This window comes from Pseudomonas sp. IT-P294, from assembly GCF_949767865.1.
In the GTDB taxonomy this organism is placed as follows: Bacteria; Pseudomonadota; Gammaproteobacteria; order Pseudomonadales; family Pseudomonadaceae; genus Aquipseudomonas.
In genome coordinates this window covers 426,322-447,588 of the sequence record NZ_CATKQW010000011.1, presented here as the reverse complement: position 1 = coordinate 447,588, position 21,267 = coordinate 426,322, and the positions used below count along the sequence as shown (strand labels likewise).

At 58.7% G+C, this 21,267-nt stretch carries 15 protein-coding genes and 1 pseudogene; 9 read left to right on the top strand and 7 right to left on the bottom strand.

Going from position 1 to position 21,267, the window contains the following annotated elements:
• Nucleotides 1-253: 253 nt before the first annotated feature.
• Entirely contained in the window at nt 254-3,343 is a 3,090-nt protein-coding gene (locus ACM6I0_RS09480) for a hypothetical protein (protein ID WP_414922111.1), read from the bottom strand.
• A gap of 236 nt (nt 3,344-3,579) precedes the next feature.
• Between ACM6I0_RS09480 and ACM6I0_RS09475 the strand changes: the two genes are divergently transcribed.
• The 5 genes from ACM6I0_RS09475 to ACM6I0_RS09455 all read left to right on the top strand — a co-directional run bounded on the left by ACM6I0_RS09475 (nt 3,580) and on the right by ACM6I0_RS09455 (nt 8,928).
• On the top strand, nt 3,580-4,605 hold the full coding sequence (locus ACM6I0_RS09475) for a LacI family DNA-binding transcriptional regulator (RefSeq protein ID WP_414922110.1): 1,026 nt from the start codon (nt 3,580-3,582) through the stop codon (nt 4,603-4,605).
• Between the two features lie 167 nt (nt 4,606-4,772).
• Nucleotides 4,773-5,555: a sugar phosphate isomerase/epimerase family protein gene (locus tag ACM6I0_RS09470; protein WP_414922109.1), complete on the top strand. Its 783-nt coding sequence runs from the start codon at nt 4,773-4,775 to the stop codon at nt 5,553-5,555.
• Nucleotides 5,548-6,534 carry a sugar kinase gene (locus ACM6I0_RS09465; protein WP_414922108.1) on the top strand — a complete coding sequence of 329 codons (987 nt, stop codon included), beginning with the start codon at nt 5,548-5,550 and terminating at the stop codon, nt 6,532-6,534. The genes ACM6I0_RS09470 and ACM6I0_RS09465 overlap by 8 nt, the downstream gene beginning before the upstream one ends.
• Before the next feature lie 105 nt (nt 6,535-6,639).
• On the top strand, nt 6,640-7,929 hold the full coding sequence (locus ACM6I0_RS09460) for an MFS transporter (protein ID WP_414922107.1): 1,290 nt from the start codon (nt 6,640-6,642) through the stop codon (nt 7,927-7,929).
• 21 nt (nt 7,930-7,950) lie between these two features.
• Nucleotides 7,951-8,928: an NAD(P)-dependent oxidoreductase gene (locus ACM6I0_RS09455; protein ID WP_414922106.1), complete on the top strand. Its 978-nt coding sequence runs from the start codon at nt 7,951-7,953 to the stop codon at nt 8,926-8,928.
• A 128-nt stretch (nt 8,929-9,056) separates the two neighbouring features.
• On the opposite strand, the gene ACM6I0_RS09450 is transcribed toward ACM6I0_RS09455, so the two are convergent.
• From ACM6I0_RS09450 to ACM6I0_RS09435, 4 genes are all read right to left on the bottom strand, one after another.
• Nucleotides 9,057-10,244, bottom strand: a complete 1,188-nt coding sequence (locus tag ACM6I0_RS09450) for a pyridoxal phosphate-dependent aminotransferase (RefSeq protein ID WP_414922105.1) — start codon at nt 10,242-10,244, stop codon at nt 9,057-9,059.
• A gap of 43 nt (nt 10,245-10,287) precedes the next feature.
• The gene (locus ACM6I0_RS09445) at nt 10,288-11,913 is read right to left on the bottom strand and encodes a methyl-accepting chemotaxis protein (RefSeq protein WP_414922104.1); all 1,626 of its coding nucleotides are present in this window, start codon (nt 11,911-11,913) and stop codon (nt 10,288-10,290) included.
• Nucleotides 11,914-12,246: 333 nt separating this feature from the next.
• Nucleotides 12,247-13,389 carry a glycerate kinase gene (locus ACM6I0_RS09440; protein WP_414922103.1) on the bottom strand — a complete coding sequence of 381 codons (1,143 nt, stop codon included), beginning with the start codon at nt 13,387-13,389 and terminating at the stop codon, nt 12,247-12,249.
• A 278-nt stretch (nt 13,390-13,667) separates the two neighbouring features.
• A complete protein-coding gene (locus ACM6I0_RS09435; protein ID WP_285434061.1) occupies nt 13,668-14,786 on the bottom strand; it encodes a sugar diacid recognition domain-containing protein in 1,119 nt (372 codons plus the stop codon).
• 169 nt (nt 14,787-14,955) lie between these two features.
• On the opposite strand from ACM6I0_RS09435, the gene ACM6I0_RS09430 reads away from it, so the two are divergent.
• Nucleotides 14,956-16,266 (top strand): MFS transporter, encoded by a 1,311-nt coding sequence (locus ACM6I0_RS09430; RefSeq protein ID WP_285434060.1) that lies wholly within the window; start codon nt 14,956-14,958, stop codon nt 16,264-16,266.
• 144 nt (nt 16,267-16,410) lie between these two features.
• Here the strand turns inward: ACM6I0_RS09430 and ACM6I0_RS09425 are convergent, their stop codons facing one another.
• Nucleotides 16,411-16,770: a DUF6124 family protein gene (locus tag ACM6I0_RS09425; protein WP_285434059.1), complete on the bottom strand. Its 360-nt coding sequence runs from the start codon at nt 16,768-16,770 to the stop codon at nt 16,411-16,413.
• A 366-nt stretch (nt 16,771-17,136) separates the two neighbouring features.
• Here ACM6I0_RS09425 and ACM6I0_RS09420 point away from each other — a divergent pair.
• From ACM6I0_RS09420 to rarD, 3 genes and pseudogenes are all read left to right on the top strand, one after another.
• A pseudogene (locus ACM6I0_RS09420) lies at nt 17,137-17,317 on the top strand (hypothetical protein); the annotation flags it as partial.
• Between the two features lie 35 nt (nt 17,318-17,352).
• Nucleotides 17,353-18,366, top strand: a complete 1,014-nt coding sequence (locus tag ACM6I0_RS09415; RefSeq protein WP_285434058.1) for an aldo/keto reductase — start codon at nt 17,353-17,355, stop codon at nt 18,364-18,366.
• Between the two features lie 611 nt (nt 18,367-18,977).
• Nucleotides 18,978-19,859: an EamA family transporter RarD gene (rarD, locus tag ACM6I0_RS09410; RefSeq protein WP_285434057.1), complete on the top strand. Its 882-nt coding sequence runs from the start codon at nt 18,978-18,980 to the stop codon at nt 19,857-19,859.
• Nucleotides 19,860-19,986: 127 nt separating this feature from the next.
• Here the strand turns inward: rarD and hppD are convergent, their stop codons facing one another.
• Entirely contained in the window at nt 19,987-21,063 is a 1,077-nt protein-coding gene (gene hppD / locus ACM6I0_RS09405) for a 4-hydroxyphenylpyruvate dioxygenase (protein ID WP_285434056.1), read from the bottom strand.
• Nucleotides 21,064-21,267 lie beyond the last annotated feature (204 nt).

Below are 21,267 nucleotides of genomic sequence, written 5' to 3'. Positions count from 1 at the left end.
GTTGAGTCCTACTCGATTACATTCCTTCAGGAACGAGTGACCGACTCGGGAAAATCGCAAGCCGGACTAATAACGGCCGCCAGACTACGGATGAATCCTTGAACGATATGTAGGATAAGTCGGCCTTAAAGTAGGACTTATCCTTTTTTATACGTATGAACTTCCGTATCCGAACGTAAAAAACTCCTTGCTGATGAAGAAGAAAACGCTCTCCCTCATCAGCAAGCAGTAGAGTTTGACGTGTTAATTACGGTTAAACTTCCGGACGCTCTAGCTCGCAATACACAAGGCTGGCGTTCAATATTTGGACTGCAACGGTAACTTCCGACGTAATACCGTTAACCGTGTAAGCGATGCGCGCATAACGGGCCGCCGGGCGCGTTTTGCCGTCGGGGCTTGGCAGTTGAATCGTTCTGATTTGCGGGTTGTACTCCGTCAGATTGAATTCCAATGGACCTGTCGCTGGCATGGGCGCCGAACGGGTAATCAGCGTACCGGGAATCGGCGCCGCACCCACGGCATTGGTGACCCGTCCTTCGAAATTCAAATTCACCATTGCGCCGGTCGGGATATTGGCATCGCGCTCGATACGAATCCGCAGGCTACGCGGCTGAAACGGCGGCATCGGGCCGTTTGGCACGACTGGGTGATTAAAGGCCGGGCAACTGATACTGGTGATGAAGCGCTCAGGTATCAAGTTGCCAGTTGGCCCTCTGAAGGCAGATACAACGATTCTAGGCACAGGCAGGTTGATCACGATTGCCGTCACGTCGACTTTGGTCGTGATCAGTTGTTTCATCTTATTGGCACTGCCAGGGAACTCGATTGTGATATAGGCCTCTCTGGCATTTGCACCCGTACCATTGCCCTCGGCAAGGATCGTGGCCCATGATAATGCGGTGCGCACAGACGTATCGCCGATGCGCACCGGCACAGGGTTGCCGACCTGTTTGCCTTGGTAAAAGAACGTGACAATTTCTCGCCCGCTCACAGGCCGGGCAGGGTCACTCCAGATCGGCCAGATCATTTCTGCAGCAATACCGGCTTGCGCTGGAGTGAGCGTATTGGGATTTGGAACGGGCGTTCCTGCACCTTGTACGACTACCGGAACAATATTGGGGTTTTCCAGATCCGGCAGGTTCGGCTGCTCCGGCCCCGCGTATGCAAAGTCAATAATACCGAACGCCGGGGGTGAAACCGGGTTGGGGTTAATGGTGGGCCGGCCCAGTTCAAACCAGTACTCGAATTCCACTTCATCCAGGCCGTTTGCGTCGCCAAAGACCAGGGAAAAAAAGTCGTAGTCCAGCGAGAACTTCAGAGGACCTGGAGTACCGGCCGGAGGGATCGTTTGTTCGTTGACCTCAAATATTCCCTGAGAGGAAGACATGTACGGGATTACCCGGTCATCTTCAATTGAATGTGTCGGATGATCAGTTTCCATGATGACTTTCGACGGTGGCGGATTAACCGTCGTCAAGTTAATCGCAATGGCACCTGTGGGGCCGGTGACCGGAATGCGTGGCGCATCGAGGATTGGCGCTGGTTTTACAACCCGTTGTAACAGGGTTGTAATAGCTGCGTTATTACTGATACTCCCTGGCAAGTCCGTCACGTTGTAGGAATAATAGTATGTCCCTTCTGCCAGGTTCTGCAGAAAACTCAGCGGAATGTTGATAACCCCGTCGGCAGGAAGTGGCCCACTGAACGCGGGTGTTTCCCCTTGCATCAACGTGAAGGTCGTCAACTGCGAAATGTAGAAGTTGACGACGTCGTTGCCCGCTTCAAACTTCTGATAGGTGTTGGGAACGTTAAGGTTCAGACCACCGGCATTGGCAGGGTCATTCAACCAGGCATCATTAATGATTGCGGGCACGGTCGTCCCTAGTGTCAGCAATGTCGGCCGATTCCCGGTGCCGTTGGGACCACCTGGCTGACGCTGATAAGGGGCGGTCAGATCGATCAATGCTTCAGTGGTGGGACTAGATGTATCAACGTTGTCGAAGGCGTCAACAATAGCAAAGGCAAATTCGTAGGGTGTGTAGTCACCGGCCGCATGAAATCTTTCAATCAGGCTTACAATAGGCACGTCAAATGTAACCGGGAACGTCCAGTCACCGCCTGATTGATCGACCTTGAACTTCGTCGCCGCTACAAAAGTCGGATCATCTGGGTTAAACACGGTTCCTTTCGGAAAAACATGAACATCGATTCTGACCGCGCCGTCTGGACTTTTATCAACAACATCTGACAAATCAACTTTTAAGAGTCTGTCTTCTCTTAGTTGTTTGTAAGTCAGCCTGCCATCCTGCAACTGACCAACAATAGTGGGTGGTACGGCGAGCACACCGCCGGCATTATTAAAGGGCATATTCATTTTTGAAAACTCCATCGGTGAGTGATTCATTGAACAATCAACGTCAATACCCAATAAACAATCGTGCGACGACAGGCTGCAGGCTTCTGGCACCAACGCTTTACCACTTTCGATATCATCTAACGCATCATCTACAACTATTGAACCCAAGCCTCCCGCGAGAACCGGACCACAGGGCGGTTGCCCTGGAAGAGTCCTGTCAATCTTCAACAAGCCAACTGCCGACTTCCCCAGCGCAATACCGTTTCTAAAAAGCGTGTAGTGAGCCAGTGCCGATCCATATTGAATGGGTTTTATATATTGCTCATACTTATCGTTCCCAAGAACAAAGAGGGGACCCTCTTCAACGTCTGTTTTTGTCAATGTTTTACTGACTTGCAACGCTGTTCCCGGGATAGGCCTAACCCCGTTGAGACTGTCGAACCCCTCCCAACCCAGAACACACTCATCACCCAAACTAAAACGCCCCGGCTGTACGGGAGCCTTTATGTGTACGGCCTCCCACACCTTCGGAGAAGAACTGCAATTGAGGTATCCCCACAGTGTGGTATTGGGAAACGTCGGCTCTTCAAGATTCACCGGAACAGGACGTCTGACAATGAATGTTTGAGGCAATGAAGTATCTTCATTGCCGCTGTCACCCTGGGTGACCCGGTACTTCAAATCGATATTGCCGTTACGCTGCAGGTACTGCGCCGGTAACAAAAAGAAGTTCGGGATGGTGACGGGAACCGGAAACGGGTTGCTGTAGAACAACGTTTCTATATTTGCTCCCGGCTCTGTCACCCAGATTTCCAGCAAATCGCTGTTGCCAATGATGACGGAAGGGTTGGGCCATTTTGGAATCAACAACCTGGCGCCGTCTGTGGAGGTCACTGGCGGAAGCACACGATCGGCACCTACACCCTCGATTTCCAAGGGCACGGCAAACAATCCGATGGACGTTTCGTTGTTGGCAAGTGACGACATATCTTTATCTCTTTGAAGGCTGCCACTTCAGCCTTGGTGGAATTAGACCCACTTGCCTCTTGCCTGCCTACTGTCATATCTGACAGGTTTTTCCACCGTTCGTCGGTAAAAATACGCTCCTCAGACTGGCTGACGGTTAGAAAAACTTGACGACGTTGCGGAAAATGTTGTTCTCTGAAACCGGTTTCATTGTCGAACAATGGAATTACCTGAATGACTAATAAGAAGATCGCCAGATGAACGATTTCTCCGCCGCCCAGCGCAGCCGCGTCACGATGCTCGACGTCGCCGAACATGCCGGCGTCTCGAAAGCCAGCGTCTCGCGCTTCATCGGCGATGACCGCGCCCTGCTTTCCGACGCCACGGCCTTGCGCATCGAGCAGGCGATTGCCGAACTCGGCTATCGCCCCAACCAGATGGCCCGAGGCCTGAAGCGCGGGCGCACTCGCCTGATCGGCATGCTGGTGGCCGATATCCGTAATCCCTATTCAATTGCCGTGATGCACGGGGTGGAAACCGCCTGCCGTCAGCACGGCTACAGCCTGGTGGTGTGCAACACCGATCGTGATGACGAGCAGGAGCGTCAACACCTGGCGCTGCTGCGCTCGTACAACATCGAAGGCTTGATCGTGAACACCCTCGGGCATCACCGCGATGAGTTGCGCGAGTTGCATCGTGAAATGCCGATGGTGCTGGTGGATCGTAAGGTCGAGCAGCTTGAGAGCGATCTGGTCGGGCTAGACAATCCGGCCGCTGTTGAAATGGCCCTCGCCCACCTTGAAGAACGCGGTTATCGCGATGTGCTGATGGTGACGGAGCCGTTTGACGGCACCAGTTCGCGGATCGAGCGAGTCGGCAGTTTCAAGTCGCAGATCGAGCAACGCGCGGCGATGTCCGGCGCAGTGGTGGAAACCGGCAGCGCGCTGACCTCGCACCTGAAAACATTCTTGAACACACCCGGCGTTGGCCCGAAAGCGTTGTTTTGTGCCAACGGCATTGCAGCATTGGCGACCACTCACGCGTTGCGGGAATTGCAGTGCAACCTGTTTGAAGAGGTGGGGCTGATCGCCCTGGATGACCTGGATTGGTATCCGTTGGTGGGCAGCGGGATTACCGCCCTTGCCCAACCGACGGTGGAGATTGGCGCGAGTGCGTTTGAGTGTTTGCTCAAGCGGCTGCGCGGGGATGACGGTCCGGTGCGGACGCTGGATTTTTCGGCTCGGTTGATTGTTAGAGGGTCGACCCTTGGGAATCTTCGGTGAATGTCACGGGCCTATCGCGAGCAAGCTCGCTCCCACATTGGTTTTGTGTACGCCACAGATCCCCTGTAGGAGTGAGCCTGCTCGCGATGAGGCCCTAAAGGACAGGACAAAACTCAAGACAGCCTTTTTTTGAATAAAAATGAAACCGGTTTCAGAGGTGCAGAACAATGAATAAACCACCCGTTTCCATCAGCCTTTCCAGCTACGGCGCCGACCTTGTCCGCCAACGCGGCCAAGGCAGTTTTATCGAAGTATTGGCCGCAGCCGGCGCGACGCGCATCGAATGGCGCGAAGAGTTGCTGACCGATGAAGTCCCACGGCAACTGGCCGAGGACACACAATCACAGGGCCTGGAGAGTATCTACTCCTCGCCGATGGAGCTGTGGCTGGCCGGTCAGTCGAAGCCCAATCCTGACTTGAGGACGACCCTTGAACGCGCCCAGACGTTCGGCGCCAAATGGTTGAAAGTGTCGCTGGGCTATTTCACCGACAACAATGACTTGCAGGCCCTTGATCGTGTGCTGGCCCAGAGCACGGTGCAACTGCTGGTGGAAAACGACCAGACCTTGCACGGAGGACGCATTGAACCGTTCCAGCGCTTTTTCGGCGAAGTGGAGCAACACAACCTGCCAATCAAAATGACCTTCGACATCGGTAACTGGCACTGGCAGGACCAATCCGCCGCCAGCGCCGCCCGATTACTTGGCCGGCACGTCGGTTATGTGCATTGCAAGGCCGTGATGCGCCGTGCCGACGGCAAACTGGTCGCCATCCCGCCCACCGCCAGCGACGTGCATGTGTGGGAACAACTGCTGCGGCACATGGCCCAAGGCGTCATGCGGGCGGCGGAATATCCGCTGCAAGGCGATGATCTGATCCAGCTCACCACCGAACACGTCGCCACCCTCGCCCACCTCGGTCAATCCCGTTTGGAGAGCGCTCATGCCTGAGTTCGATATTCTGTCATTCGGCGAAACCATGGCGATGTTCGTCGCCGAGCAGAACGGTGATCTCGCCGAGGTGAGCCAGTTCCACAAGCGCATCGCCGGGGCCGACAGCAACGTCGCGATTGGCCTGTCACGGCTGGGTTTCAACGTGGCGTGGTTGAGCCGGGTTGGCGCCGATTCATTGGGCCGGTTTGTTATCGACACCCTGGAAAAAGAAGGTCTGGATTGCAGTCACGTCGCCATCGACCCTGCACACCCGACCGGTTTTCAGCTCAAATCCCGCGCCGACGATGGCAGCGATCCCGTGGTCGAGTATTTCCGTCGCGGTTCGGCGGCCAGTCATTTGTCGGTGCAATCGATCTCCGAGCCGTTTCTCACCGCCCGCCACTTGCACGCCACCGGCATTCCGGCGGCGCTGTCCGAGTCGACCCGGGAAATGTCATTCGAACTGATGACGCGCATGCGCCAGGCCGGGCGCAGTGTGTCCTTCGACCCAAATCTGCGCCCGAGCCTGTGGGCCAGCGAACAACTGATGATCACTGAAATCAACCGCCTCGCCGCCCTCGCCCATTGGGTGTTGCCGGGGTTGAGTGAAGGACGTCTGCTGACCGGGTTCGACGACCCGGCCGACATTGCGGCGTTCTACCTCGACCTGGGCGTTGAAGCGGTGGCGATCAAGCTCGGGCCGCATGGCGCGTATTACCGCACGCAGCTGGACGAGGGATTTGTTGCCGGCGTGCCGGTAGAAACCGTGGTCGACACCGTGGGCGCTGGCGATGGCTTTGCGGTCGGGATGATCAGCGCCTTGCTGGAAAACCACAGCGTTGCCGATGCCGTGGGGCGCGCCAACTGGATTGGCAGCCGCGCGGTTCAGAGTCGGGGGGACATGGAAGGGTTGCCGACCCGGCTGGAAATGTCCGTCGAATTCGAGGCCGCCATCGCGGGCAAGCCCGTTCCCACCGGGGGTTTTTGTTTCACCTAGATCCAATGTGGGAGCGAGCTTGCTCGCGATGAGGCCTGCACAGTCACTGAAGATATTTAAACCGTTACCTGCTGCGACAAAAACAACAAGCTCAGGAGCACCACTATGAAAACCGCAACACTCGCCGCCCGCCGTTGGTGGTACATCATGCCCATCGTTTTCATCACCTACAGCCTGGCGTATCTGGACCGCGCCAATTATGGATTCGCCGCCGCCTCGGGCATGGCCGCCGACCTGATGATCACGCCGGGCCTGTCGTCGATGCTCGGCGCACTGTTCTTCCTTGGCTACTTTTTCTTCCAGGTGCCGGGCGCAATCTATGCGCAGAAACACAGCGTGAAGAAGCTGATTTTCGTCAGCCTGATCCTCTGGGGCGGCCTGGCTACGTTGACCGGGATCGTCTCCAACGCCTATTGGCTGGTGGTGATTCGCTTCATGCTCGGCGTGGTCGAAGCCGCCGTGATGCCGGCGATGCTGGTGTATCTGTGCCACTGGTTCACCCGTGCCGAACGCTCGCGCGCTAACACCTTTTTGATCCTCGGCAACCCGGTGACCATGCTCTGGATGTCGGTGGTGTCGGGTTATCTGGTGCAGCATTTCAGCTGGCGCTGGATGTTCATCATCGAAGGGTTGCCGGCGGTGCTGTGGGCCTTTATCTGGTGGCGCCTGGCCGATGATCGTCCGGCCCAGGCCAAATGGCTGACCGAACAAGAGAAGCAGGATCTGCAAAGCGCCCTCGCCGCCGAGCAGGTCGGCATCAAAGCCGTGAAGAACTACGCCGAAGCTTTCCGCTCACCGAAAGTCATCATCCTGGCCTTGCAGTTTTTCTGCTGGAGCATTGGTGTCTACGGTTTCGTGTTGTGGCTGCCGTCGATCCTCAAGGCCGGTGCGCAGATGGACATGATCGAGGCCGGCTGGCTTTCGGCGCTGCCGTATCTGGCGGCCGTGATCGGCATGCTGCTGGTGTCCTGGGGTTCGGACAAACTGCAGAAACGCAAACGTTTCGTCTGGCCCCCGCTGCTGATTGCCTCGATCGCGTTCTACGGTTCCTACGCCTTGGGCGCCGAACATTTCTGGTGGTCCTACACCCTATTGGTCATCGCTGGCGCCTGCATGTATGCGCCTTACGGACCGTTCTTCGCCATCGTTCCCGAAATCCTTCCGGCCAACGTCGCGGGTGGCGCGATGGCGCTGATCAACAGCATGGGCGCACTGGGTTCGTTTGGTGGTTCGTATCTGGTGGGTTACCTGAACAGTTCCACGGGATCTCCGGGTGCGTCTTATCTGTTGATGAGCGGCGCGTTGATGCTCTCGGTGGTGCTGACGATTTTCCTCAAGCCCGGTGCCAGTGACCGGGTCGTGGCTACGCAGCGGCCCGTGACTGCTCACCCTTGAATTGAAGTTGAGACGATGACGATGAAAAAGCAGGTTGTGCTGTACAAGAAACTTTCTCCGCTGCTGATGGCGCGCCTGCATGAGCACGCCGACGTGACGCTGATCGACAACCTCAACCCGGAGGGCATCGCGCAACTGCGCGACGCCCTGCCCCGGGCCCAGGGTTTGCTCGGTGCGAGCCTGAAACTGGATGCGCAATTGCTGGACCTGGCGCCGCATCTGGAGGCCATCGCCAGCGTCTCCGTCGGTGTCGACAATTACGACATCGACTACCTGACCGAGCGCCGGATCCTGCTCAGCAACACCCCTGACGTGCTGACCGAAACCACCGCCGACACCGGTTTCGCACTGATCCTGGCCACGGCCCGGCGCGTGGTGGAACTGGCGAACATGGTTCGCGCCGGCCAATGGCAGCGCAACATCGGCCCGGTGCATTTCGGCACGGATGTACATGGCAAAACGTTGGGCATCATCGGCATGGGGCGCATCGGTGAGGCGTTGGCCCAGCGCGGACATTTCGGCTTTGGCATGCCGGTGATCTATCACAGCCATTCACCGAAACCCGCGGTTGAGCAGCGCTTCAATGCTCAATATCGCAGCCTGGCGGAGTTGTTGCAGCAGGCCGATTTCATTTGCCTGACGTTGCCGCTGACGGCTGAAACTGAAGGCTTGATTGGCGCCGAGGAATTCGCCCTGATGCGGCCCGAGAGCATTTTCATCAATATTTCCCGGGGCAAGGTGGTGGACGAAACGGCACTGATTGAAGCGCTGCGGACCGGGCAGATTCGTGCTGCTGGGCTGGATGTGTTTGAGCGTGAGCCACTGCAGACGGATTCGCCGTTGTTGACGTTGAACAACGTGGTGGCGACGCCGCACATGGGTTCGGCAACCCATGAAACGCGCGAGGCGATGGCCAAGTGCGCGGTGGATAATCTGCTGATGGCGTTGGCGGGTGAGCGACCGAAGAATCTGGTGAATGCCGGGGCTTGGCAGGCCTGATCGTTCCCACGTCGAGGCGTCGAACCGTCCGCGTGGGAATGCAGCCCGTGACGCTCTGCGTCACATGGGACGCGGAGCGTCCCCAGATGCATTCCCACGCAGAGCGTGGGAACGATCTGGAGCGCTGGTCAGGCTCGCCGCGCCTCCAGCAGTTGCTCCGCGCACGATGCAATCCGCTGGCACGCATCCGCCAGCTTCAACTGATCCACCACCAGTCCGATGCGAATATGCCCCGCCGCACTCGGTCCGAACGCCTCGCCGGCCAACACCGACACGCCGTACCCCTCCAGCAGTCGCTCGGCAAATCGCTGGGCGCACAACCCGGTCGGGCGCACGTCGACCATCACAAACATTCCGCCGTCGGGTTTGATCGCACGAACCCCGGCACTGCCATCCAACATCGAGCACACCAGATCGCGACGCTGGCGGTATTCCTCGCGCATCTGCGCCACTTCCGGCAAGTCTTCATCCAATGCCAGCTGCGCCGCGTTCTGAATAAAATCCGGAATGCCGAACAACATGCACAACGACAAATTCACCAGATGCTCGGCCAAGGTTTTCGGACCAATCGACCATCCCACCCGCCAGCCGCTCATGGCATGGGATTTGGACAGGCTATTGATGGTCGCGGTGCGCTCGGCCATGCCCGGCAAACTGGCGGGGCTGGTGTGCTCGCCCTCGAACAACAGATCGCTGTAGACCTCATCGCTGATCAGCCAAAGATCATGGCGCACACATAACGCGGCCAGCGTGCGCCACGTGTCGAGCGGCAAACTGGCACCGGATGGATTGTTCGGACTGTTGAGCAGGATGACGCGGGTTTTCGGCGTGATCAGTGCCGCTACATCCGCAGGATCAACCCGAAAGCCGTTCTGTGGACGCACCGCCACCGGCACCACTTTGGCCCCGCAGGCGCCGAACACGCCTTCATAGGTCACGTACATCGGCTCGGCGACGATCACTTCATCGCCTGGATCAAGCAGGCATTGCGCAACCGAATACACGGCGCACTGCGCTCCCGGAAACACGATCACATGATCGGCGTCCACCGCCTGACCACTGCGTTGACGATGGCGACGGGCGATGCTGCTGCGCAGTCCACGACTGCCGCGCACCTCCGGGTAATGCGTGTCGCCGGCGTGCAGGCTGTCGATGGCCGCCTGGACGATGGGCTTCGGCGTGTCGAAATCCGGATCGCCGATCGACAGCAACAATACATCGATTCCTTGTTCGCGCATTTCCAGCGCTCGGTCATGAATCTGCCAGGCTGCCGCTCCGTCGCCGGCGATTCGTTGGGTCAAGGCTGAATAGCGCATGTCATTCTCCTGTCGCGCGCGGACTCCAAACCTCAACCCTACCTCAAATCACAAAGCGCGCCACCATCGCATTCAAATTCACCGCAAGCCGCGACAGTTCATGGGTGGCGGCGCTGGTCTGGTTCGCGCCGGCGGCGGATTGGGTGGCCAGATCGCGGATGTTCACCAGGTTGCGGTCGACTTCGCGGGACACCTGGGCCTGTTCTTCCGATGCGCTGGCGATCACCAGGTTGCGTTCGTTGATCAAGTGGATCGACTGGGTGATCTGCTCCAGCGCGACACCGGCGGCGCGGGCCATTTCCAGGGTGCTTTGGGTGCGCTGATTGCTTTGCGCCATCGACGAGACCGCTTCACCTGTACCGTTCTGAATACCGGCGACCATTTTTTCGATTTCCTGGGTCGACTGCGCAGTGCGATGGGCCAGGGCCCGGACTTCGTCCGCCACCACCGCAAAACCGCGCCCGGCTTCACCGGCACGGGCCGCTTCGATGGCGGCGTTGAGTGCCAGCAGATTGGTCTGCTCGGCGATGGCGCGGATCACGTCCAGCACTTTGCCGATGTCGCGGCCCTGAGTGGCCAGGCCTTCGATCATCAGCGAGGTGTTTTGCACGTCGTGGGTCATGGTCTGGATGGCGTTGACGGTTTCCACCACACGGTCACGGCCTTCGCGTGCGGCCTGGGTCGACTGGTTCGAGGCTTCGGATGTCGACACCGCATTGCGCGCCACTTCTTCCACGGCGGCGGTCATTTCGTTGACCGCCGTGGCCGCTTGTTCGATTTCGTTATTCTGTTGCTGCATGCCCCGGGACGCTTCCTGGGTCACGGTACTGAGTTCTTCGGCGGCCGCGCCCAGCTGGGTCGCGGAACCGGCGATCTGTTCGATGGTTTTGCGCAGGTTGTCCTGCATCCCGGACAAGGCGCCAAGCAAACGGGCCGGTTCGTCTTGGCCATCGATTTCGATGACGGTGGTCAGGTTGCCACCGGCAATGGTCTGGGCCACCTGCAACGCGCGGTTCAGCGGCGAGACGATACTGCGGGTCAGCAGCCAGGCGAGCAACACGGTCAGCAGCGCAGCAATCACCGCCACTGCGACGATGCCGGTAATCGCGCTGCTGTAATGCTCGCCCGCTACGACGGAAGCCGCTTTGGCGTCGCTGTTGTTCAGGGCGACCAGTTTGTTCAACTGCTCGCCCATCTGATCGGTGCCGTCCTTGATCCGTGTATTGATCAGCGCACGCATCTCATCGAGCTTGTTCTGTCGCGACAGCTCCAGCATCTGATTCTGGGCTTGCATGTAATTGTCCAGCGTCGCCGTGAAGGTCTTGTACAGCGCAGCTTCTTCGGGGCTGGCGGGTAACGCGGCATAACTGGATTGCGCGGTACGCACCTTGTCGACCAGCGCACCGATACGGGTTTGCGCTTCCTGCAACGCGCTCGCGTCACGGTTGACCAACACCCGGAAGGAAAGGATGCGCAGGCGCAGAACGTTTTCGGTCAGGTTGCCCAGATAGCCGACACTGGGCAGCTGCGTGCTTTCCATGTCGACGGAAGCCTGGCGAATGACCGACATGCGGCTCACGGCGAATACACCCAGCCCGATCACGAGCAAGGCAATGAAGGCAAAACCCAGGAAAGCTCGAGGCGCGATATTCAGGTTACGCAGTGACATAGCAAGATACTCGGTGATTGAGGCTTCGAGCATCCATGCCGTGATCACTGAAGGGCGGGCGGTGGCGCGCGTTTTCAGTTTGGCGGCGCTGTTGTAATTGGTTTGTGCGCGCCTATTGGCTGTATCGGCCGGGGATGGGGTTTTTTGCAGAGGTTGGAGAAAAATATTTCAAGACGCTTCAGTGTTTCGTCCATGAAACACTCAATAGCCAAAACCTGTAGGAGCGGGCTTGCCCGCGAATGCGGTGTGTCAGGCACCATTAATGTCACTGACGCGCCTTCTTCGCGGGCAAGCCCGCTCCCACAGAAATTGCACTTGCCTGACAGGTATTCGTCAGGCCTGGCGCGTCGCCATTCGCCAGACTCGCGCGATATCGCTGGCACGATCGCGCAATAAGCGTGGCGCCTCGGCACACGCTTGCTCCAGCGTCATCGGCCCACTGGCCAAGGCAAACGCGGCATCGATGCCATGTTCGTACAGGTCCTGGTAACCCTCGCCCAAGGTTCCGGCGATAACAATCACCGGCACGTCCTGCTCCCGGGCAATACGCGCCACGCCGAACGGGGTTTTGCCGCGCAGCGTCTGGGCATCGAAACGCCCTTCCCCGGTGATGACCAGGTCGGCGCCCTTCACGGCTTCGGCCAGCCCGACCAGTTCGGCGACGACTTCCACGCCGGCCTTGAATTGCGCCTTCAGAAACGCCTTGGCCGCGAAGCCCAAACCACCTGCGGCACCGCTGCCCGGTTCGTCCTTGACGTCTTTGCCCAATGCCTGGGCGCACAAGCGGGCGAAGTGTCCAAGGGCTGCGTCCAGTTGCTGCACCTGTTCGGGCGATGCTCCTTTTTGCGGACCAAAAATCGCAGAAGCGCCGTGGGGGCCGCACAGGGGATTGTTGACGTCGGCTGCAATGTCGAATTGCACCTCGTTCAATCGCGGGTCGATTTCACTCAGGTCGATGTGGGCCAGTTGCGCCAGCGCCAAACCGCCCGGCGCCAGCGTTTGCCCTTGAGCGTCCAGCAGCTTCACGCCCAATGCCTGCATCGCTCCGGCACCGCCGTCGTTGGTGGCGCTGCCGCCAATCGCCAGGATCACCCGTTGTGCCCCGGCGTCCAGTGCGGCACGAATCAGTTCGCCGGTGCCGAACGTGGTGCTGGTGCAGGCATTGCGTTTGCCCGGCGCGACCAATTGCAGGCCGCTCGCCTCGGCCATTTCGATGATCGCGGTGTGGTTGTGCGGCAACCAGCCCCACGCGGCATCGACTGACACACCGAGCGGACCACGCACCGTGGTACGGCGCAATTGGCCTTCGCACGCCGCCAGAATCGACTCGACCGTCCCTTCGCCGCCATCGGCCATCGGACATTTGATCAGTTGCGCATCGGGCCAGACCTCAGCCAGTCCGAGCGCAATCGCGTCGGCCACACCCTGGGCACTGAGGCTGTCTTTGAACGAATCGGGGGCGATGACGATTTTCATGCGAATTCTCCAGTTCCAATGCGCTCCATGCTGCCAGCAGCCCCGGACAATAACGCCAGTCCGCTGCACAAGCGGGCATGACGATTATTGTTCATTTCCACAAAACCGTATTTTCCGACCCGACATCGATGTTGGCTGGTGGTCTGCCATCGCGAGCAGGCTCACTCCCACAGGGGCCGGCGTCAATTACAAATGTGGGGGTTCACCTCGGCCCCCTGTGGGAGCGAGCCTGCTCGCGATACCGTCCTCAAGATCGCCCCCATCCCAAAGTCATACACCTACGGGGCGTCGGTTTGCGGCAAAAGCTGAACACCCAGGTACAACGCCAGCATGCCATCCAGCTTCAGCGGATCAACCCCGCTCAGCTCGGCAATCCGCTCCATCCGATAGCGCAAACTGTTGCGATGAATCCCCAATGCATCGGCACACGCCTGGCTCTGCCCATCGTGCTCACACCAACTGCGCAAGGTCGCCAGCAACTGACCGTTACCGTCCTTGGCGATGACCTGGCGCAGCGGTTTGAGCAACTCATCCAGCGCATCGTCATTGCGGTGACGCCAGAGCATCACCGGCAGTCGATAACGGTTGAGCGTGAGCAAGCGCGAATGCGGCAACACATCGCGACCATAGGCCAGCAAGTCGCCGACACGCCGATAGCAACGGCGCAGCCCCGACAGTCCATCCGCCTGCCCGCCCACCGCAATGCGCAAAATGTTCCAGCCCAGGCCATCGAGTTTTTCCAGCAGTCGATCATTCTCGATTGTCTGGGTCGCCGGGCGGCACCACAGCAGCGAGGACTTGGCCGAACTCACGCACCAACTGTCCGGGTAACGCGAAGTCAGCCAGGCGCTGAGCGCCTCGACGGTTTGCCCCGGCCCGTGCTCCATGCCCAACTCGAACAGATAAGGCACCCGCGTCAATTGCGGCTTGAGCCCCAATTGCTGCGCCTCGTCCAGCAAACGCGGCGAATCCCCCGCCTCGCTCAACAGCAACGCCAGCAAATCATCGCAACGCTGACGCCGCCACTGCTGCTCGGCCTGCTGATTGCGCTGGCCGACCAACATCTCGGCGGTCATACGCACAAGCTCGGCGTACGTGCGCAGTTGCTCGGGTTCGCCGGTGATGCCCAGCACGCCGATCAAGCGCTGATCGAGCAACAGCGGCAGGTTGATCCCCGGCTGCACGCCTTTGAGATGAATCGCCGTTTGCGCGTCGATTTCCACCACTCGCCCGTTGGCCAGCACCAGTTGCGCGCCTTCGTGGCGAGTGTTGATGCGCTCCGGTTCGCCGCTGCCCAGAATCAACCCCTGACTGTCCATGACGTTGACGTTGTACGGCAGAATGGCCATCGCCCGGTCGACGATGTCCTGGGCCAGGTCGTGATCGAGTTCGAACATAATGGGGATCCTTGAAAACGCTGGTAGGACGGTTGTTCAGCCGCACAGGGCTGGCTGATAAACCCTGTGCTCAGGCACAAAGACAACAACCATCAGGGTGGTCGAGACTCTCTGGGCGATCAACTTACCCGTTGCATCACAAAAAATCATAATAATGAGAGAGCCCGCCATGTCACAGAGCGCCGCCGCTACCCAGGCCATCGTTGACGAAAAAAACGCCGTCTACAAACGCATTACCCTGCGTTTGATCCCCTTCATCTTCATCTGCTACCTGTTCAACTACCTCGACCGGGTCAACGTTGGATTCGCCAAACTGCAGATGCTCGACGCGCTGAAATTCAGCGAAACCGTGTACGGCCTCGGCGCCGGGATCTTCTTCATCGGCTACGTGCTGTGCGGCGTGCCGAGCAACCTGGCGCTGACCAAATTCGGCCCACGGCGCTGGATTGCGCTGATGATGATGGTCTGGGGCTCGCTGTCGACCTGCCTGCTGTTCGTCACCACACCGACCGAGTTCTACACCTTGCGCCTGTTCACTGGCGCGGCTGAAGCCGGGTTCTTTCCGGGTGTGGTGCTTTACCTCTCGCAGTGGTTCCCGACCTTCCGCCGTGGCCGCATCATGGCGCTGTTCATGTCGGCGATCCCGGTGTCCGGCCTGCTCGGCAGTCCGTTCTCCGGCTGGATCCTCAACCACTTCGGCGCAGGTCAGGCCGGTTTGGCCGGCTGGCAGTGGATGTTCCTGTTGCAAGGCATCCCGACCGTGATCCTCGGTGCCCTCGCCTACTTCCTGCTCAGCGACAGCTACGCCAACGCCAAATGGCTCACACCGTTCGAGCGTTCGGTGCTGGAAGCCGACCACGCCGAGGACCTGGCCAACAAACCGAAAACCACCACCGACTCGCTGCTGGCCGTGTTCAAGAACCCGGCGATCTGGGCCTTTGGCTTGATCTACTTCTGCATCCAGAGCGGCGTCTACGCGATCAACTTCTGGCTGCCGTCGATCATCAAGAACCTCGGTTTCAGCGACAACCTGGTGATCGGCTGGTTGAGTGCGATTCCGTACCTGCTGGCGGCGGTGTTCATGTTGATGGTCGGTCGCTCGGCGGACCTGCGCAAAGAACGTCGCTGGCATTTGGTGGTGCCGATGCTGATGGGCGCGGTCGGTCTGCTGATCGCCGTGAACTTCGCCACGACGCCGGCCATCGCGATTCTCGGCCTGACCATCGCCACCATGGGCGCCCTCACCGGCTTGCCGATGTTCTGGCCGGTGCCGACGGCGCTGCTGAGCGCGGGTGCGGCGGCGGGCGGTCTGGCGTTGATCAACTCCATGGGGCAGATGGCGGGTTTCCTCAGCCCGTACCTCGTGGGTTGGGTCAAGGACAGCACCGGCTCGACCGATGCGGCGTTGTATCTGCTGGCGGGAGTGATTGTGTGCGGCAGCTTGCTGGCGCTGCGCATGACGCGAACGTTGCGGGTGTAATGATCGTACTAATAATCGTTCCCACGCTCCGCGTGGGAATGCATCAAGGGACGCTCCGCGTTCCAGCTCTCGATAGGGACGCGGAGCGTCCCGGGCTGCATTCCCACGCGGACGGTTCGACGCCTCGACGTGGGAACGATCTCGTCAAGCGTTCTGCGGATCGACGTTATCCAGCGCCCGGTTCACCGCCAACTCGCCCAGCATGATGATCTGCTGCAACGCCAGCATCTTGTGGCGCTGCGGCCCGTGCAACTCCCCGGCAAAATCACTCGCCATCACACTCGCCGAGGCCATGGACTCGCAGGCGTGAGCCAACAGGCTTTCCGAATCGATATCGGGTGCGATGAGGAACATCGTGCTGGGTTTTCTTGGGGGTGGTGCCTTGGCGGGATTGAGGTAATGGTCGAGAGCGCGGTCGGCGGCTTCGTTGAATTTTTTGGAATCGGTGGATTCGTAGGGGGAAACGTCGTCGGGGGCTGGTGGGTTGGGTGTTGGTTTGAACATAGTTGGAACTCCTAACAAGATAAAAGGAGCCATCACCCTCGCTACCAAACGAGTGGGTGGCGGCCATGCTCAGGTTGGTAGACCGGGCGTTAGGAAACCGGCGCGCCCGAAAGCGCCCTGCGCATGACCACCATAAAAATCAGAGACGAAAACTCTGAAAAAGGTGGTGCTGTGCACCTAACAATAATCCCGGGCTACCAAACCCCATCGCTGTTCTTCAGCGACGGGACAAACGATAAAACCCAGGCCCAAGGCGCACAAGCCGGCGGATTCTGGCGCAGTCGTAGGTAACGGCGCAAGGATGTGTAGTCTGAGAGAGTTTCTGAAGGTGTCAGTTAAACATTGCTGTTTATTACTCGCCTTTAGGCCGGGCGATTGCTGACGTTGTTCGATTACCGGCAAGGTAATCTGTGCCATTCATCTATTTTGCCCTCACCGGGTTCAAGTCTCGGAACGGGCCAAGGTGCTGAAAGCGTTCCTGCAAGAGCGCTGTCAGCGCCCTCTGTCGATAATTCAGATTGCTCCACACCGCCGTTCTGGTATTTGATTGAGGCTTTCTCCCACCGGTAAAAGGATTTCGTCATGAGTTATCGCACGCTGGGTCATTCGGGTTTACAGGTGTCGACCCTGACCTTGGGCACCATGATGTTCGGCGAACAGACCAGCACCGAAGATTCCCTGCGGATCATCGACAAGGCCTGGGACCAGGGCGTCAATTTCATCGACACGGCGGACGTTTACACCAACGGCCGTTCCGAAGAGATCGTCGGCGAAGCGATCGCCGGCAACCGCCACGAATGGGTGCTGGCAACCAAGGTCGGTTTTGGCCCGGTGGACGGCGTTCCGAACCGCAGTGGTTTGAGCCGCAAGCACATTTTCAACGGCCTCGACGCCAGCCTGACGCGCCTGGGCACTGACTATCTCGACATCTATTACCTGCACCGCGAAGACCACAACACGCCGCTGGAAGTGACGGTGTCGGCGATTGGCGACTTGATTCGTCAGGGCAAGATTCGTTATTGGGGCTTGTCAAACTACCGTGGCTGGCGCATCGCCGAGGTGATTCGTGTGGCGGATCAGTTGGGCGTCGACCGGCCGGTGATCAGCCAGCCGCTGTACAACATCGTCAACCGTCAGGTGGAAACCGAGCAGATCACCGCTGCGCACAATTATGGCCTTGGCGTGGTGCCTTACAGCCCGCTGGCGCGCGGCGTGCTCAGCGGCAAATATGCGCCGGACGTGAAACCCGATGCCAACAGCCGTGCGGGCCGGGCCGACAAGCGCATTCTGGAAACCGAATGGCGAGTCGAGTCGTTGCGCATTGCCCAGCAGATTCAGCGCTACACGCAGGAGCGTGGCGTGGGCATTGTCGAATTCGCCATTGCCTGGGTGTTGAACAACAGCGCCGTCACCTCGGCCATCGTGGGGCCGCGAACTGAAGAACAGTGGGATGCCTACACGAAAGCCCAGGCGGTGAAGATCACGGCCGAGGACGAGGCGTTCATTGATTCGCTGGTGGTGCCAGGGCATTCCTCGACGCCGGGGTTTAATGATGTCAGCCATTTCGTGTCGGGGCGCAAACCGCGCACGACTTGAGATTTATCGCGGGCAAGCCCGCTCCCACAGGGGCTTGGTGTCGAACTCGCAATTTGTCGCTGAACCGGACAATTGTGGGAGCGGGCTTGCCCGCGAAGACGGTGTGCCAGCCACCATCAATGTTGAATGTGGAACCGCTTTCGCGAGCAGGCTGGCTCCCACAGGGGCTTGGTGTCGAACCCGCAATTTGTCGCTAAACCGGACAATTGTGGGAGCGGGCTTGCCCGCGAAGGCGGTGTGCCAGCCACCATCAATGTTGAATGTGGAACCGCTTTCGCGAGCAGGCTCGCTCCCACAGGGGCTTGGTGTCGAACCCGCAATTTGTCGCTGAACCGGATAATTGTGGGAGCGGGCTTGCCCGCGAAGGCGGTGTGCCAGCCACCATCAATGTTGAATGTGGAACCGCTTTCGCGAGCAGGCTCACTCCCACAGGGGCTTTGTGCAGGGCACAGATGTTGTGTCCGATGCAGAGCTAATGTGGGAGTGAGCCTGCTCGCGATAGCGGTCTGACATTCACTGGGATGTTGAAAATATCGATCACCCGGCCAATATTCAGCACAAAAAACACGTATCCTCTGCGCCCGTTTCACGTTCAACCTCGCGAGGGCAGTTTGTCTAAAGGTATCGCTTTATCGGTGTCGGCCTCTGTGCTGTTTGCTGTCATGTATTACTACACTTCGTTGCTCGCTCCCCTGAGCGGCGTGGAAATTTTCGGCTGGCGCATGCTGCTGACCGTGCCCTGCATGACTGTGTTCATGGTGGTGTCCGGCGAATGGAAGCGCGTGATCGACATTTTTCGGCGCATTGCCAGCACGCCAAAATTGATGGCTGGCCTGATCGTCTCGGCGGCCCTGCTCGGTGTTCAGCTCTGGCTGTTCATGTGGGCGCCGCTTAACGGCTATAGCCTGGATGTGTCGCTGGGTTATTTCCTGTTGCCGCTGACCATGGTGCTGACCGGACGGATCGCCTATGGCGATCGCCTCTCTTATTTGCAAAAAGTCGCCGTGGTGCTGGCCTGTCTCGGGGTGGTCAACGAGGTGTATCAGGTTGGTGGGTTTTCCTGGGCCACCTTGCTGGTGTGCATCGGTTATCCCCTGTATTTCATCGTGCGCAAGCGCTTGGCTGCGGACAACCTCGGCGGCCTGTGGCTGGATATGGCGTTGATGCTGCCGGTGGCGTTCTGGTTCGTGCAGAGTGGCGAACAGGGTTTCGGCGTGTTTGATCAACACCCGTGGCTGTCGCTGCTGATCCCGATACTCGGGGTGATCAGCGCGTCGGCGCTGGTGGTGTACATCATTGCCAGCCGCTTGTTGCCGTTCAGCCTTTTCGGACTGTTGAGCTATGTCGAGCCGGTGTTGCTGCTTGGCGTCGCGTTGCTGCTTGGGGAAAGCATCAAGCCTGGAGAATGGCTGACCTACATTCCGATCTGGCTGGCGGTAGTGGTGTTGATGTTTGAAGGGTTCAAACACCTGGTCCGGCATCGCAAACCTTAAAGCCACACACAAAACAAATGTGGGAGCGGGCTTGCTCGCGAAGGCGTCGTGTCAGTCAACTCAGATGTTGAATGAACAATTGCATTCGCGAGCAAGCCCGCTCCCACAGTTTTAGCGGTGTGGCGGCTTACTCGGTAGCGAGTACGCCACGACGTACCTGATCACGCTCGATCGATTCGAACAGCGCCTTGAAGTTGCCTTCACCGAAACCATCATCGCCTTTGCGCTGGATGAATTCGAAGAACACCGGGCCCATCAAGGTCTCCGAGAAAATCTGCAGCAGCAGGCGCTTGTCGCCCGACTCGGACGAACCGTCCAGCAGAATCCCACGCGATTGCAGCTGATCAACCGGCTCACCATGGTTTGGCAAACGGCCTTCGAGCATCTCGTAATACGTTTCTGGCGGCGCGGTCATGAAGCGCATGCCAATGCTTTTCAGATGATCCCAGGTCTTGATCAAGTCATCGCTGAGGAAGGCCACGTGCTGGATGCCCTCACCGTTGAACTGCATCAGGAACTCTTCGATCTGCCCCGCGCCCTTGGACGACTCTTCGTTCAGCGGGATGCGGATCATGCCGTCCGGAGCGGTCATCGCCTTGGACGTCAGGCCGGTGTATTCGCCCTTGATGTCGAAGTAACGGATTTCGCGGAAGTTGAACAGCTTCTCGTAGAAGTTCGCCCAGTAAGCCATGCGACCGCGATACACGTTGTGAGTCAGGTGGTCGATGATTTTCAGGCCAGCGCCGACCGGGTTGCGGTCCACGCCGTCGATGAACACGAAGTCGATGTCATAGATCGAGCTGCCTTCACCGAAACGGTCGATCAGGTACAGCGGCGCGCCGCCGATTCCTTTGATCGCTGGCAGGTTCAGCTCCATCGGGCCGGTTTCGATGTGAATCGGCTGGGCGCCGAGTTCCAGTGCGCGCTTGTAGGCCAGCTGCGAATCCTTGACCCGGAACGCCATGCCGCATACGGACGGGCCGTGCTCAGCCGCGAAGTAGGAAGCAACGCTGTGGGGTTCGTTGTTGAGGATCAGGTTGATCTGGCCCTGGCGATACAGGTGCACGTTTTTGGAGCGGTGGGTCGCGACTTTGGTGAAGCCCATGATCTCGAAGATCGGCTCCAGGGTGTTCGGGGTCGGCGATGCGAATTCGATGAACTCAAAGCCCATCAGGCCCATTGGGTTTTCGTATAAATCTGCCATTTTGGCGCCTCATCATTTTTTAGAATTAACGGAACGTTAGTCGCTAAGAATGCTGAAGCCGGCGGGTGGCGCGCAGGAGATGCCGCGCACACTGCGCGCGAGGAAGTCACCGTAGATCAATTGAAACCCAAAACTCTTCATTGTCGACCCAAGGCTCTTGCGGGCGAGGCTTCTGCTGCCAGAAGACGATTTATTATTGTATGC